This window comes from Ensifer sp. Root954 (assembly GCF_001429005.1).
GTDB lineage: Bacteria > Pseudomonadota > Alphaproteobacteria > Rhizobiales > Rhizobiaceae > Ensifer > Ensifer adhaerens.
The window spans coordinates 414,316-428,154 of record NZ_LMJM01000001.1 but is presented as its reverse complement, the minus strand read 5'-3'; the positions used below and the strand labels follow the sequence as shown (position 1 = coordinate 428,154).

Genomic DNA, 13,839 nt, shown 5'->3' with positions numbered 1-13,839 from the left:
GACGATATCTGCGCCTCCGAGACGGCGCCATCGGCCCCCGACCATTGCCTTTTCGCCTAGGACCTAGGTCCTATTCCGCAGCATCAAAGGTCCGAACAGTTCGGTCGCGATGGCTGCGCCATTGACCCTGTCATGAGAGTGGTTAGGTTGGCGCGGCCTTGCTACAATCGTCGCGCCGCACGAGCCGGCGGCCCGATCCGAGAGACCTGGTGCGCGTCCAACAGCTTATCACCCGCTGGAATTCTCAATCTCTAGCCACCCAGTTCCTGCTGATCGGAGGAGCGGTCGCCGCTTGTGCGATGGTTCTGGTCGGCGCCTTCGTATCGAACAGGATCGAAGACGCAGTCACCCGGAATTCCGCCGCAACGACGGCGCTTTACGTCGACAGCGTGATCGCGCCGTTGCTGCCCGATATGCAGACGAATGAAGTGCTCGATGAAACGGTTGCCCGTGCGCTGGACGAGACCCTTGGCCAGGGCGCGCTCGGCGAACGCCTCCTCTCGTTCCGCCTTTGGCGTGCGGATGGCACGCTTCTCTATTCGAGTGACCAGGCGGCCGTCGGCACCAAGGTGGAGCCAAGCGAGGAACTTCAGACGGCATTTTCAGGCAAAATGGTCGCCCGCTTCGACCAGGCCGGGGATGGGACGGCGGACAGGGCTACGGCCGAGCCGGCGCTTGCCATCTACAATCCGGTGCTCCAGCCCTGGTCCGGCCAGGTGGTGGCCGTGTCGGAATTTCATGAGGTGGCCAATGATTTCGAACAAAGCCTCAATCAGGCGCGCGCACACACCTGGTTGGCGGTCGCAGCCTTCACGCTTGCCTTCTTCGTCGTGCTGTCGGCGATCGTGCTTCGGGGCAGCAAGACGATCGAGAGCCAGCGGCATGCGCTCGCCCAGCGCGTCGACGAGCTTTCGGCATCGCTGGCGCAGAACGAAACGTTGCGCGGCCGGCTGCAGCGCGCATCGCAGCGCGCCACCGCGTTGAACGAAAGCTATCTGAGGCGCATCGGCGCGGACCTGCATGATGGCCCCGCCCAACTCGTCGCCTATGCTTCGCTAAGACTGGGCAGCGAGACCTTGAAGCGCGACGCGACGCCGGCGGCCACCCGTGCGCGCGAGATCGGCGCGATCAAGGCGAGCCTCGACGAGGCGATGCAGGAGATCCGCACAATCTGCGGCGGCCTGGTCCTGCCGCAGATCGAGACGGCCGGATTGGCAGAGATCCTGCAGCGTTGCGTGAAGGCCCATCAGCAGCGCACAGGGGCGGCGGTCGAGCTCGCCCTGGCCGATCCGCCGGACCGTCTGTCGCAGGCGGCAAAGATCTGCATCTACCGCTTCGTGCAGGAAACCCTCAACAACGGCTACCGGCATGCCGGCGGCGTGAGGCAGCAGGTATCGCAACGAACAGTCGGCGACCGTGTCACCATCGAGGTCGCCGATGGCGGACCCGGATTTGATCCGGACAAAGTTCCGCCCACAAGTCTTGGTCTTGCCGGCCTGCGCGAACGGATCGAAAGTCTCGGCGGAACGTTTGAGCTCATCATCGAGCCGACCGGCACCACCGTTCGCATGACGACCAGCGTCAAGGAGATCTGACAATCATGACGTCAAGGATACGCGTTGCCGTGGTCGACGACCACCCTCTGTTTCGCGAAGGCGTGACCCGGAGCCTGTCGGAGATCGAGGGGTTTGAGATCGTCGCCGAGGGCAGTTCGAAGGACGACGCGACCGGGATCGCGCAAAGCCTCGGACCGGATGTGATGCTCATGGATATCTCCATGCCGGGCGGCGGGCTGGAGGCGATACCGGCGATCCTGGAGGTCGCTCCGTCGCAGAAGATCATCATGCTCACGGTTTCCGAAGACGGAGATGACGTGACCACGGCGCTCGACCGGGGTGCCACCGGCTATGTGCTGAAGGGGGTCGGCGCCTCGGCGCTCGCCGAGGTCATTCGCACTGTCGCTTCGGGCGAGCGTTACGTGGCGCCGACCCTTTCGGCCAAGCTTTTGTCGACGAAGGGCCCGGCCCAGCCTGGAAAATCCGGTCTGGTCGCAACCCTGACGCCCCGCGAGAAAGAGGTTCTGCACCTGGTGGCCGCCGGCATGAGCAACAAGCATGTCGCCATCGAGCTGGACCTGCAGGAAAAGACCGTGAAGCATCACATGACGCAGATCATGACGAAGCTGGGGGTCGCAAACCGCACCGAAGCGGCAATGGTTCTGCGCGACGCGCGCGAGCTTTAGTCTCTAAGACCGACCGATACCGTCGCACCGCCGACGCCGATCGGCGGCGCGTGCTAATGCGCCAGGGTCTCCATGCGCTGCTTGTCGGCTGATGTCGCGCGGCGGTTGATGATCGTCCGTCCGCGGGCATCCTTCATGATGTAGCGCCCCTTCCTGACTTGCTCGGTTATGCCGCCCTTGTGACGGATACCGGTTTCGCCATCGTCGGTGGCGTCTTCATTGGCACGGGAGGCCTTGGAGTTTCCGCCGGAACGGGTTTCGTTGGAATTCCCGTTTCCATTGCCGTTGCCACCGCCATTGCCGTTATTGCCGCCACCGCCGTTCCCGTTCCCTCCGCCATTACCACCACCATTCCCACCGCCGTTGCCGCCGCCATTATTGCCGTTCTTGGCGAGGGCGACCGTCTCGGTCATCGACAGACCTGCGCGGGTCAGATCGAGCTTGTAGGGAAGGGTCGTCACCAACAGGATCGCGGGCCAGAAGAATGCAGCAAGAAAAATCCGGCGATTGGGCATTTCAGTCCTCTGGCGATGTCGCGGCACAGGGTGGGCACGCTCCGGCGGATACCGGCAAGTTCGACTTTGCTCATGGCCGGCATGGCCAGTCAACGCGCGTCTGCGCCGGTTACGCTTTCCCAGACCTTTCCCCGGCGACGGCCGGACAATCGTCGGATTCCCTTAGGACCAAAGTCGGGTTCCATGCGTCGTCGTTTGGCGGCTGTGGCCTGCGCTCTTGCCGAGCAGCGACCGTGGCGTGACGGGTAGTCAGGCGATGGCGCGATTGAAATTGTCATGCACGCCGTTGCATCGTTTCATTTGGCCATATTCTCGACATCGAGATCGTTGACGTCTCCGGCAGGCTGGGACCACCCGGCGCTCATCGAGCGCCCGCTCCTGCACCTCTTCGGAGGCCCGGGGACGGGCGTTTTGCGCCTTTTGAAAGATCAACACTTGTCACACGACAAATCGACCGGGCACGTCAAGAAACGCATCGTGCTGCATTTTCCGGGCTTCGAGCCGCTGGATGCCGTCAAGCATCAGGCGCGCTACAAGCGATCGGCGGTCAAGACGGCGAGACTTCAGGATTTCGATGTTCAGGTCGGGCAGGTGGAGAGCGAGGGACCCGGCCGCTATTTCGACGTGGATAGCCAGGGCGCCGACTGGCAGACGGCCAGCCGCGTCTACATCTTCGATCACGACGAGATCGTCCGACGCCTGAATGGCCGGGGCACGCTGCATCGAATGGTCGCGGGCTACCTGAGCGCCCTGCGCGTCGTCTGGGAAGGCGGCGCATTCGGCTACTTCCGGCATGCCTGGCGGTTCGGCCTGTTCTTTCTCTTTCCGTTCCTGCTGGTGGCAATTGGCGTCGCGGGGAGCGTGTTGATCGGCACCGCCCCCTACTGGCTTGCGCTTGAATCATCGCTTCTCGTCCTGAGCGCGATCGTCGCCTACCTGGTCTTTTTCAAGCTGTTTCTCCCCTGGTCGGAGCGGTGGCATACCCTGCATCTCTTTTCCGACTGGGAGCTGGCGGTTGCCGTTGCGCGTCTGGAAAAACCATATTTAAAGCAATGGGTTGAAGACAGCCTGGCATCCGTGCGGGCCGCGCTCAACGAACCGGCCGACGAGTACGTCATCAGCTCTCACAGCATGGGCTCCAGCATCGCCACCCAAGTGATCGGCGCCCTGGTGGAGCGGGAGCCAGGCCTCTTTGCCGGAAAACGCATCGTCTTCGTCACGCTCGGCGGCGCGATCCTGCAATGTGCGCTGCTGCGCTCAGCCGAAGTGTTGCGCGCGCGCGTCGGCGCCATCGCCCGGGTGAAGGATATCTTCTGGTTCGACGTCCAGTGCCTGACCGACGCGATCAATTTCTACAGATGCCAGGTGGTGGCGCTTGCCGGACACGGCGATGCGCCCCAGCCGCCCATCGTTTTCATCCGGCTCAAGCATATGCTGTCACCGGAGCGCTATGGCCGGATCAAGCGCGACTTCCTGCGTGTGCACCGCCAATACGTGCTCGATGCCGACGTTCGCGCGCCCTTCGATTTTACGATGATGACGGCCGGGCCGCTCCCGGCCGCCTCATTCGCCAACGCGGCCTGAAGGCAAACAGTCCTGTCGGGGCAGGGCTGTTGCTTGCCGCTCACGTACTCAGCACCGAGAGACCGCTCTCCCGGTCGAACAGGTGCAAGCCGTTTGGCTCGATTGTGAAGGATACGGCTTCCCCCGGCCTGGGGCAGCCGCTGGCCTTGACCAGTGCGCCAATTTCCTTGCCGGCAAACAGAAAGGTCACGAGCGCGTCGTTACCATGAAACTCGACCAGGTCGGCGATGCCCTCGATACGATTGAGCCCGCTTTCCGCCGGCGCCAGGTCGGCGGGACGTATGCCCAGCACTAGCGTCTGGCCATGGCGAAGCGTGAACCTGTCGTCCGAGATCGCGAAGCTGGCGCCCGCACTGCGCAACAGCCAGCCGCCTTCGGTCTTTTCGGCCGTCACGTCGATGAAATTCATGTTGGGTGTGCCGATAAAGCCGGCGACGAAGAGCGTGCGCGGGCGTTCGTATATCTCGGCGGGCGTTCCGACCTGCTCGATCGCGCCACCCTTCATCAGGACGATCCGGTCGGCAAGTGTCATCGCCTCCAACTGGTCGTGGGTCACATAGATCGTCGTGGTCTTTAGCTTCTGGTGCAGCCGGGCGATCTCGACCCGCATGTGATTGCGCAGCTTCGCGTCGAGATTGGAGAGCGGCTCGTCGAAGAGGAAGACCCGCGGCGTCTTGATCATCGCGCGGGCGATAGCGACGCGCTGTTGCTGCCCGCCGGACAGCTCGGTCGGCTTGCGGGCGAGATAGGGCTCGAGGCCGAGCGTTGCCGAAACAGCGCGAATCCGCGTATCGATCTCCGCCTTCGGCACCTTCATGCGCTTCAGTCCGAAAGCGATGTTGTCGTAGATCGTCATGTGTGGGTAGAGCGCATAGTTCTGGAAGACCATGGCGACGCCGCGGTCGCGAGGCGGCAGGTCGTTGACCGCCCGCCCGCCGATCGAGACGATGCCGCCGGATATGTCTTCGAGACCGGCAATCATGCGCAGCAGCGTGGACTTGCCGCAGCCGGATGGACCGAGAAACACGATGAATTCATGATCGGCGACATCGAGGTTGAAATCCTTGATGACATCAACGGCGCCGTATTGCTTGTCGACATTGGAGCAGACGATGTTCGCCATGGCTCAATCCTTCCCACTGTCCATGCGGATCTGTAGTTTGATATCAGTCGGTCGGGCGGATGCGGCCCGCTCGAATGCCCTGATGCTGTCTTCGAAGCGGAAGGTTTCAGTGATCAGCGGCTTCAGATCGACCTTGCCGGACGCGATCAATTGCAGGGCGCGGTCGAAGATGTTGGCGTAACGAAACACCGTTTCGATCCGGACTTCCTTGGAGATTGCGCCCGGAACGTCGAATTGTACCGGTTCGACCGGCAGGCCCACCAGAACCACGGCACCGCCCGGGCGGACCAGATCGAATATCCCGGAAAAGGCCTTGGCGCTGCCGCTCGCCTCGAAGACGAGATCGGCGCCCCAGCCGCCGGTTTCCGCGGCGATGACATCGGCAAAAGGCCGCTCGGCGATGTTGACCGGGATGATGCCCGGATACTGAGCGGCGATCGCCAGCTTCTCCGCGCTGAAATCGGAGATGAAGACACGGCTGCAGCCACCGGCAAGGGCTGCGAGCGCCACCATGATGCCGATCGGCCCGCAGCCGATCACCGCGGCGACATCGCCCGGTGCAATCCGCGCGCGGGCGGCTGCCTGCATGCCGATGGCGAACGGTTCGACCATCGCGCCTTCGGCAAAGGAGATGTTGTCGGGAAGCTTGTAGGTGAAGGCGGCGGGATGGACTGCGAAGGGAGCGAGCACGCCATGAACCGGCGGCGTTGCCCAGAACCGCACCTTGGGATCGACATTGTAGATGCCGAGTTTGGAAGCCCGGGAGGTCAGTTCTGGAACACCCGGCTCCATGCAGACCCGGTCGCCGACGTCGAGCGTTTCGACATTGCTTCCGACCGCGACGACGGTGCCGGCCGCCTCATGACCGAGCACCATCGGTTCGCGCACCACATAGGGGCCGATGGCGCCGTGGGTGTAGTAGTGCACGTCGCTGCCGCAGACGCCGACCGTGTCGATGGCGATCTTGACATCATCGGGACCAAGTTCCAGCGGGAGATCGATCTCCCGGATTGCGAGCTTGCCTTTTTGCTCGAGGACCAACGCTTGCATGAAGGATTTCCTTGTTTTTCCAGTCTTGGGATTCATTGGGTCTTGCGCTTGAAGGCGCTGTTGAGCATGCCACTTAGAACCCCGATGAAGAGCAGCGGCGGGATGGAGAGCAGCACGACGGAGGCGTTGAGGATGCCCCAGGGCACGTCGCGACCGAGTTGCGTCAGCTCCGAGGCGACGATCGGCAACGTCTTGGCGTCGGACGTCGTCAGCATCAGCGCAATCAGGAATTCGTTCCAGACGAGCACGAAGGCAAAGGCGACCGCTCCGATCAGCGACCGAAGGGCAATCGGCAGCGCGATAAGGAAGAAGATCGCATAAGGACCGTAGCCATCGACGCGGGCAGCCTCCTCGACTTCCTTCGGCACTCGCGCAAAGGCCGGGACGCTCAGCCAGATGATGGTCGCGAGCGTCAGCAGCGAATAGGTGACGATCATCGACAGGCGGGTGTCATAGAGGCCGAAATCGAGCCAGATCACCATCAGCGGAATGGCGATCGCGACCGGCGGCAGGAAGCGCAGCGACAGAACGAAGAACTGAATGTCGCGGGACCAGCGGTTGGGATAGCGCGCGATCGCATAGGCGGCGGGCAGGCCGAGAGCGGCACCGATCAGCACCGCAGCGCCCGATATCAGCAGCGAATTGACGAGGCCGGCAAAGACGCTTTCGCGGCCGAGCACATAGGCGAAGTTGTCGAGCGTCGGCTCGAAGAAGAAGAGCGGGGTCGGTGTCACGATGTCGACCCGGTTCTTGAAGGCATTGAGCGCGGTCCAGAACATTGGAAACACGGCAGAGAAGGCGGCGGCGGCAAGGATGAGCCGGCCAATGAAGCGGCCAAGGGCGTGGGCGGTCATCACTGAACCCTCTTCCAGATGAAGGTGAAGGCGATCGAGGTGGCGATCATCATCAGAACCGCCATGCTTGAGGCGTAGGAAATCCGGCCGGACTCGATGAAGCCTTGCGAGAAGGCGTACATGTCGAGCGTTTCGGTCGCGATGCCGGGGCCGCCGCGGGTCATGACGTAGATCAGGTCGAAGGCGCGCAGCGACTCGATCATCTTGACGAAGGCAAGCGAGCTCAGCGGCGCCTTCAGCATCGGCAGCGCGATGAAGGCGTAAATCTCCCAGGTGCGGGCGTGGTCCAGCCGTGCCGCTTCGAATGGCTGGGGCGGCAGCGTTTCCAGGAGCTTCAGCACGATGACGGCGAAGAACAGGCCCCATTGCCAGACATCGACCAATGCGACTGTCGCAAGTGCAGTCGCCGGATTGGACAGGAGATCGAGTGGCTGACCGGTGATTGCCTTGTAGGGATAGGTGGCGATGCCATAGAGCGGATGGAAGGCGAACTTCCAGACGAAGGCGGCCGAAACGCGTGGCAGGATCACCGGTACCAGAAACAGGAGCGCCAGCAGGTTGCGCGTGCGCGGCGAGACGCATTCGAACAGCAGGATGCCAAGGCCGACGGCGATGGCGAGCGTTATACCGACGGTCACGGCTTCCCAGGTCAGGGAGACGCCGATCGCATTGATGAAGCGGCGGTCCGAGAAAAGGTCGATATAGTTGGCGAAACCGACGAAGCTGCCGTCCGGACGGCTGAGTTCCCGGTTTTGGGACGATATGTAGATCGCATAGGCCGTCGGCACGAGGGCGAGAACGGCAAGGATGCCCATGGCCGGGGTGAGGAACACCGCCGGCAGGCTGTTTTTCTGCTTCATGTGATCAGTCCTACGGCTGGGCTTTGAACGCCCCCGATGGTGCGGGCCACCGGCGGCTTTGCCGGCCGATGGCCCTTGGGAGGAACCGGCTTACTGGCTGCGGGCAACCAGGTCTTTGGCGAAGCCGTCGAGTTCGTCGAGGCCTTCCTTGATGTCGGTGCGCGTTCCGGTGATCAGCTCCTCGAGGATGATGCCCCAGCGGTCGCCAAGATCAGGCCATTGCGGGTTCTGCCAGAAGTTGACGGCGGTGACCTTGCCGGTATCAGCAAGCGCCTGGCCGAGATCGGGGCCGTAGAGCTCGGCGAATTTCGGGCTGGTCATGATGCTGGTGCGATTGAGTTCGCTGAACTGTCCGGCTTCGAGCCGCCGGGCCTCGTTTTCCTTCGAGGTCGCCCAAGCTACGAACAGACCGGCGCAGGCCTTGGAGGCCTCATCCTTGTTGGCCTTCATGCCGATTGCCAGACCATGGCCGTAGCCGCCGCCCGTCAACGGTGCCGGAGGCGGCAGGTAGCCGACCTTGCCGGCCACCTTCGAGGACTTCGGATCGATCGCCATGCCGACGAGCGGGGTGGATTCGATCAGCATCGCCACCTGGCCGGAGGTAAAAGCACCAACCGCCTCGTCCCAGCCGCCGGTCTGGCTGCCCGGTGCCGAGTACTTGAAGAGTTCGAGATAGGTCTCGGTCGCCTTGACCGCCTGTTCGCCGTCAAAGACCGGCGTCTTGCCGTCGAACCAGTTGCCGCCGAAGCCCTTGAAGAAGGGCATCCAGCGCCAGACATTGGCGCCCGAGCCGCGCTGGCCGCGAAGGGCTGTGCCGTAGATACCCTGGTCGGGCTGATTGAGCTTCTTCACTGCGGCAACATATTCGTCGAGCGTCTTCGGCGGCGTAATGCCGGCCGCCTCGAGCAAGTCCTTGCGGTAGACCATGAGGTCCCCGCCGCCAGTGACCGGCGCAAACCAGACCTTGCCGTCATAGGTCGCGACCTTCTGGCGGCCCGGATCGAAATCGGCGTAGTCGTAGTCATCAGGATAATAGTCCATCAGCGGCGCGACCCAGCCGGCCGACGCAAATAGCGCCACATTTGCCTCGTCGATGTAATAGACGTTGTACTTGCCGATGGTCGAGGCGTCCGCCTTGGTCTTGGCGCGGCGGTCGTTTTCGTTGAGATAGTCGATCTCAAAGGATGCGCCGCCCGAGAGCTTCTCGAATTCGGACTTGTAGTCTTCGAGCAGCGTCAGGCCGTCGCGCGGCTGGGCGAGCACCTTGATCGTGCCGGAGCATTCGGCAGCGACCGCAACAGTCGTCAGGCCTGTGGAAAGAAGGCATGCGAAGGCGATGCTCGAAACGAGCGTTTTGGCTTTTTTCATTGTGAAAAGACCTCCCCAGGTCTGCGATGCGCGCCGGATACTCCTCAGATCCAGTGCGTTTTCCTCATAGCGAACCGTTTCGCTGGGTTCGATGATAGGCCTTACGCTCTGCCGAACTAGCGTGCGCGATGCGGCAATTCTGTACTTTCTTGCAGAAAATTTCCAGATGCCAGCCGTTTGCAGCGCAGCAAACGCAAGGATTCATCGCCTGGGTGGGTGAAACGCGCCTAAGAACGGGAAGTACGACGCTGGCCTGTCAGCCGCCTGTAGGCCGAAGGCGTCATCTTGTGCTGGCGCAGGAAGGTGCGATTGAAATTGGAGATGTTGAGGTAGCCGACCTCGAAGCAGATGTCGGTGATCGGGACGTCGGTTTCGGCAAGCAGCTTGCACGCCTGCCAGATGCGCAGCTTGTTGACGTGGTCGGTAAAGGTGTTGCCGGTATTCTTCTTGAAGAAACGGGAAAAGGCCGTTTCGCTCATGCCGGCCTGCCGGGCAAGATCGGCAAGATGAATGTCGGTGGCGATGTTCTCGTAGATGAAGGCCAGAGCGCCGCGCAGCACGTCAAGCGATTGTTGGTCGAGTTCTGGCGCGAATTCCGGCGAGGAGAGCAACTCGTATTCTTCGGTGTTGACCAGCAGATCGAGCAGCTGGATGAACAGCGAGAAGCGCGAGAGCCCTTTCAGGCTGCCCATACGTTCGATCAGATCGGTGCCCTTGGCGCGGGCTTCGCCATGAAACACCAGGCCGCGCTCGGCGCGGGCGAAGAAGGCCTCAAGCTCGGCAAATTCCGGTAGGGCGTCGGTGATCTCGCGCATGCGATCCGGGTGGAACTGCATGACGATGTCACGGCCTTCGATAATCTCATCGGGTTCGGTAACCGTTACCCAGTCATGCGGCAGGTTGCTGCCGATGACGGTGAGATAACCCGGACCGAACTGGCCGATATGATCACCGACGAAGGCAAGGCCCGAGGCCTTGCGGATGAGATGGATTTCGATCTCCGGATGGAAGTTCCAGACGTTCCGTTCCCAGGGATAGTTGTCGAGACGCCATAGGAACGTCTCGTTGACGCCGGTGACGATGTGCTCGAAGGTCGGCGGGTTGGTTGCGAGCGAAGCGGGCTTTGCCGGCGCGCGTTTTGGGCCCCGCGCCGTACTCATCGCCTGACCCTCCTTCGCGTCGTGTCGATCGGTCGTCTCCTTTGGAGAAGGAGCGGCTGGCTATTGCACCCAAGCCGCCCCGTTTTCCGGACTATGTCAGGCGCGTTCGGCCCAGATCTTGGCGAGCTCGACCAGCGTCTTTACGCTGCGCTCCATGTCCTGGCGGCTGACCCATTCGAGCGGCGAATGGAAGGCGTGGCCGCCGGCGAAGAGGTTGGCCGAAGGCAGACCCATGAAGGAGAGCCGCGAACCGTCGGTGCCGCCGCGGATGCTGCCGCGCACCGGCTGCATGCCGGCCCGGCGGATCGCCTCGATGGCGTTTTCGACGATCTCCGGATGGCGGTCGAGGATGGCCTTCATGTTGCGGTACTGCTGCTTGACCTCGAAACTGTAGGTGGAGCCCGGATAGGCCTTCATCACGTCCTTGACGATGCCTTCGAGCATGGCTTCCTTCGAGGCAAGGCCCGCCTCGTCGAAGTCGCGCACGATGAGGCCGAGCTGCGCCCTGTCCATCGAGCCGGTCACGCCGGTCGGATGCACGAAGCCGTCGCGGCCCTCGGTGCCCTCGGGCGAAACCTCCCGCGGCAGCCGGCTAATGATGTTGCCGGCGATCTTGATGGCGTTCTCCATCTTGTCCTTGGCAAAGCCCGGGTGGATGGCGACGCCATGAATGACGATCTCGACGCCATCGGCGGAAAAGGTCTCGTCCTCGATATGGCCGGCGGTTTCGCCATCGACCGTATAGCAGAATTGGGCCCCAAGCTTCTTCAAGTCGACCTTGTCGACGCCGCGGCCGATCTCTTCGTCGGTGGTGAAGAGCAGCTTGATCGTGCCGTGCTTGATTTCGGGATTGTCGACGAGAACTTGAGCGGCCGCGACGATCTCGGCAAGCCCGGCCTTGTCGTCGGCGCCGAGCAGAGTCGTGCCGTCGGTCGTGACGATGTCATTGCCGATCTGGTCGTTGAGAACCGGGTGGTCGGCGACGCGGATCACCTGCTGCGGATCTCCAGTGAGCCGGATATCGCCGCCCTGGTAGTTGCTGACGATCTGCGGCTTGACGTTCGTGCCGGTGAAATCCGGCGCCGTGTCCATGTGCGAGCACCAGCAGATGACCGGCACCGGCTTGTCCACGTTCGAAGGAATGGTGGCATAGACGTAGCCGTTTTCATCGAGATGGGCGTCGGCAAGGCCAATCGTCAGCAGTTCCTCGACGAGCACGCGACCGAGGTTCTTCTGCTTTTCCGTCGACGGCTGCGTCTTCGACTTGGCGTCGGACTGGGTGTCGATGACGACATAACGAAGGAAGCGGTCGAGAACGGTATCGGTCATGGCGGGAATCCAATGCTGGTGGGCGTCAGACCGCTATACCCCCAGACAGAGACGAGGGAAAGTCGTGACCGCCCAACGCATGCGGTTGGTGGTGGCCCGACTGGCTCCTCCGGTCGCGGCGCAGACGATGCCGATCAGTAGATTTTTCCAGCCGTCGTCTCGGTCTCGCCTCTGGTACCCTTGAACTCCGCTGCCAGCTTCGACGTGGCGCCGACCAGCAGGCCGACATCGTTGCCGACCGCCACAAAGGTCGCGCCGAGTTCTAGGTAGCGGCGGGCAAGGGCCTGATCGGAGGTCAGGATACCGGCCGCCTTGCCGTGCGACTGGATGCGAAGGAGCGCCGCCTCGACTGCTTGCTGTACCTCCGGCGCACCGGGCTTGCCGAGAAAGCCCATGTCTGCGGCAAGATCGGCCGGGCCGATGAAGACACCGTCGACGCCGTCGGTGGTCGTGATCTCGTCGAGGGCGGCAAGGCCGGCGCGGCTTTCGATCTGCACGAGCAGGCAGACCTCGTCATTGGCGGTCTGCAGATAGTCGGGAATACGGTTGAAGGCCGATGCCCGGGCAAGGGCGGCACCGACTCCACGCACGCCATGGGGCGGATAACGCACGGCGCGCACCAGGGCGCGGGCCTGTTCGTCGCTTTCAACCATCGGCACCAGCAGCGTCTGCGCGCCGATGTCGAGGATCTGCTTGATCATCCAGGTCTCGCCGATCGGCGGCCGGACGATGGCGTGGCTTGGCGATGCGGCGAGTGCCTGGAGCTGTGCTGCCAGAAGCGGCACGTCGTTCGGCGCATGCTCGGCGTCAAGCAGCAGCCAGTCGAACCCGGCGCCGCCGCAGATCTCGGCCGTATAGGGATTGGCGAGCGCCAGCCAGAGGCCGATCTGCGGGCGCTTGTCAGTGAGGGCCTGTTTGAACGTATTGCGCGGAGCGGGCATGGTCGGTCCTATTCGAAGAAGCAGCTGACGGTGCCGGACGGGCCGAAGTCGGCGACGATGGTGTCGCCATGGCGCGCCTCGACCGGGCGGATGAAGGAGCCGGCAAGCACGATCTGGCCGGCCTCGATACGGTCGCCGTAGAGCGCCAGGCGATTGGCGAGCCAGGCGATGCCGCGGGCCGGGTGGTTGAGCACGCCGGCGCCCAGTCCTGTCTCTTCGACCTCGGCATTGCGCGAGACGATCGCGCCCATCCAGCGCATGTCGATCGCATCGGGCCGCATCTGTCTTCCGCCAAGCACGATGCCGGCATTGGCGGCGTTGTCGGAGATGGTATCGACGATCGTGCGCGCCTTCTTCGTTTCCGGATCGACGCGCAGGATCCGCGTATCGAGGATTTCGAGCGCCGGCGTCACGTAATCGGTGGCGTTCAACACGTCGAAGACGGTGACATTGGGGCCGGAAAGCGGCGCCTTCATCACGAAGGCGATCTCGGCCTCGATGCGCGGCTGAATGAAACGATTGCCCGGAATGCGCGCGCCGTCCTCAAACAGCATGTCATCGAAGAGCACGCCGGAATCGGGGATGTCGATGTTGAGCGCATATTGCATCGCCTTCGAGGTCAAGCCGATCTTCCAGCCGATCACCCGGAGTCCAGCGGCGATCTTCTTCTTCACCCAGGCGGCCTGCACCGCATAGGCGTCGTCCATGGTCATGTCGGGATGCTGGAGCGACAGCAGTCCGGTCTGGACGCGCTCGCGTTCGGCGATGTCGAGTGCCGTCGCGGCTGACTCGATCTGGTTCTTGTCGAGCATG

13 protein-coding genes are annotated in these 13,839 nt (G+C 62.8%); 3 read left to right on the top strand and 10 right to left on the bottom strand.

The window, feature by feature from the left end:
- Nucleotides 1–209 precede the first annotated feature (209 nt).
- Nucleotides 210–1,595 (top strand): sensor histidine kinase, encoded by a 1,386-nt coding sequence (locus ASE71_RS01860; RefSeq protein ID WP_034787765.1) that lies wholly within the window; start codon nucleotides 210–212, stop codon nucleotides 1,593–1,595.
- Between the two features lie 5 nt (nucleotides 1,596–1,600).
- Nucleotides 1,601–2,242, top strand: a complete 642-nt coding sequence (locus ASE71_RS01855) for a response regulator (RefSeq protein WP_034787767.1) — start codon at nucleotides 1,601–1,603, stop codon at nucleotides 2,240–2,242.
- Between the two features lie 53 nt (nucleotides 2,243–2,295).
- Here ASE71_RS01855 and ASE71_RS36335 read toward each other — a convergent pair whose 3' ends face one another.
- Nucleotides 2,296–2,757: a hypothetical protein gene (locus ASE71_RS36335; protein ID WP_060517781.1), complete on the bottom strand. Its 462-nt coding sequence runs from the start codon at nucleotides 2,755–2,757 to the stop codon at nucleotides 2,296–2,298.
- 591 nt (nucleotides 2,758–3,348) lie between these two features.
- On the opposite strand from ASE71_RS36335, the gene ASE71_RS01845 reads away from it, so the two are divergent.
- Complete coding sequence (locus tag ASE71_RS01845; RefSeq protein WP_244496838.1) at nucleotides 3,349–4,341, top strand: hypothetical protein; 993 nt, start codon at nucleotides 3,349–3,351, stop codon at nucleotides 4,339–4,341.
- A 40-nt stretch (nucleotides 4,342–4,381) separates the two neighbouring features.
- Here the strand turns inward: ASE71_RS01845 and ASE71_RS01840 are convergent, their stop codons facing one another.
- The 9 genes from ASE71_RS01840 to hpaH all read right to left on the bottom strand — a co-directional run bounded on the left by ASE71_RS01840 (nucleotide 4,382) and on the right by hpaH (nucleotide 13,838).
- Complete coding sequence (locus ASE71_RS01840) at nucleotides 4,382–5,464, bottom strand: ABC transporter ATP-binding protein (protein ID WP_060517783.1); 1,083 nt, start codon at nucleotides 5,462–5,464, stop codon at nucleotides 4,382–4,384.
- 3 nt (nucleotides 5,465–5,467) lie between these two features.
- On the bottom strand, nucleotides 5,468–6,514 hold the full coding sequence (locus tag ASE71_RS01835) for an NAD(P)-dependent alcohol dehydrogenase (RefSeq protein WP_060517785.1): 1,047 nt from the start codon (nucleotides 6,512–6,514) through the stop codon (nucleotides 5,468–5,470).
- Between the two features lie 32 nt (nucleotides 6,515–6,546).
- Entirely contained in the window at nucleotides 6,547–7,368 is an 822-nt protein-coding gene (locus ASE71_RS01830) for a carbohydrate ABC transporter permease (protein ID WP_060517787.1), read from the bottom strand.
- Nucleotides 7,368–8,228: a carbohydrate ABC transporter permease gene (locus tag ASE71_RS01825; RefSeq protein ID WP_060517789.1), complete on the bottom strand. Its 861-nt coding sequence runs from the start codon at nucleotides 8,226–8,228 to the stop codon at nucleotides 7,368–7,370. Before ASE71_RS01825 ends, ASE71_RS01830 begins: the two co-directional genes overlap by 1 nt.
- 90 nt (nucleotides 8,229–8,318) lie before the next feature.
- Nucleotides 8,319–9,596, bottom strand: coding sequence for an ABC transporter substrate-binding protein (locus ASE71_RS01820; protein ID WP_082566294.1), 1,278 nt, complete (start codon nucleotides 9,594–9,596; stop codon nucleotides 8,319–8,321).
- Nucleotides 9,597–9,823: 227 nt separating this feature from the next.
- Complete coding sequence (locus ASE71_RS01815; RefSeq protein ID WP_060517791.1) at nucleotides 9,824–10,756, bottom strand: helix-turn-helix domain-containing protein; 933 nt, start codon at nucleotides 10,754–10,756, stop codon at nucleotides 9,824–9,826.
- A gap of 96 nt (nucleotides 10,757–10,852) precedes the next feature.
- Nucleotides 10,853–12,085 (bottom strand): peptidase T, encoded by a 1,233-nt coding sequence (gene pepT, locus ASE71_RS01810; RefSeq protein ID WP_060517793.1) that lies wholly within the window; start codon nucleotides 12,083–12,085, stop codon nucleotides 10,853–10,855.
- A 134-nt stretch (nucleotides 12,086–12,219) separates the two neighbouring features.
- The gene (gene hpaI, locus ASE71_RS01805; protein WP_060517795.1) at nucleotides 12,220–13,026 is read right to left on the bottom strand and encodes a 4-hydroxy-2-oxoheptanedioate aldolase; all 807 of its coding nucleotides are present in this window, start codon (nucleotides 13,024–13,026) and stop codon (nucleotides 12,220–12,222) included.
- A gap of 8 nt (nucleotides 13,027–13,034) precedes the next feature.
- Nucleotides 13,035–13,838: a 2-oxo-hept-4-ene-1,7-dioate hydratase gene (gene hpaH, locus ASE71_RS01800; RefSeq protein WP_060517797.1), complete on the bottom strand. Its 804-nt coding sequence runs from the start codon at nucleotides 13,836–13,838 to the stop codon at nucleotides 13,035–13,037.
- Nucleotide 13,839 lies beyond the last annotated feature (1 nt).

Excerpts from the sequence above, each read along its gene's own strand:
- ASE71_RS01840 (WP_060517783.1), bottom strand. The coding sequence starts at position 5,464 with ATGGCGAACATCGTCTGCTCCAATGTCGACAAGCAATACGGCGCCGTT.
- ASE71_RS01815 (WP_060517791.1), bottom strand. The coding sequence starts at position 10,756 with ATGAGTACGGCGCGGGGCCCAAAACGCGCGCCGGCAAAGCCCGCTTCG.
- ASE71_RS01820 (WP_082566294.1), bottom strand. The coding sequence starts at position 9,596 with ATGAAAAAAGCCAAAACGCTCGTTTCGAGCATCGCCTTCGCATGCCTT.
- hpaI (WP_060517795.1), bottom strand. The coding sequence starts at position 13,026 with ATGCCCGCTCCGCGCAATACGTTCAAACAGGCCCTCACTGACAAGCGC.
- ASE71_RS36335 (WP_060517781.1), bottom strand. The coding sequence starts at position 2,757 with ATGCCCAATCGCCGGATTTTTCTTGCTGCATTCTTCTGGCCCGCGATC.
- ASE71_RS01830 (WP_060517787.1), bottom strand. The coding sequence starts at position 7,368 with ATGACCGCCCACGCCCTTGGCCGCTTCATTGGCCGGCTCATCCTTGCC.
- ASE71_RS01835 (WP_060517785.1), bottom strand. The coding sequence starts at position 6,514 with ATGCAAGCGTTGGTCCTCGAGCAAAAAGGCAAGCTCGCAATCCGGGAG.
- ASE71_RS01825 (WP_060517789.1), bottom strand. The coding sequence starts at position 8,228 with ATGAAGCAGAAAAACAGCCTGCCGGCGGTGTTCCTCACCCCGGCCATG.
- pepT (WP_060517793.1), bottom strand. The coding sequence starts at position 12,085 with ATGACCGATACCGTTCTCGACCGCTTCCTTCGTTATGTCGTCATCGAC.
- hpaH (WP_060517797.1), bottom strand. The coding sequence starts at position 13,838 with ATGCTCGACAAGAACCAGATCGAGTCAGCCGCGACGGCACTCGACATC.
- ASE71_RS01855 (WP_034787767.1), top strand. The coding sequence starts at position 1,601 with ATGACGTCAAGGATACGCGTTGCCGTGGTCGACGACCACCCTCTGTTT.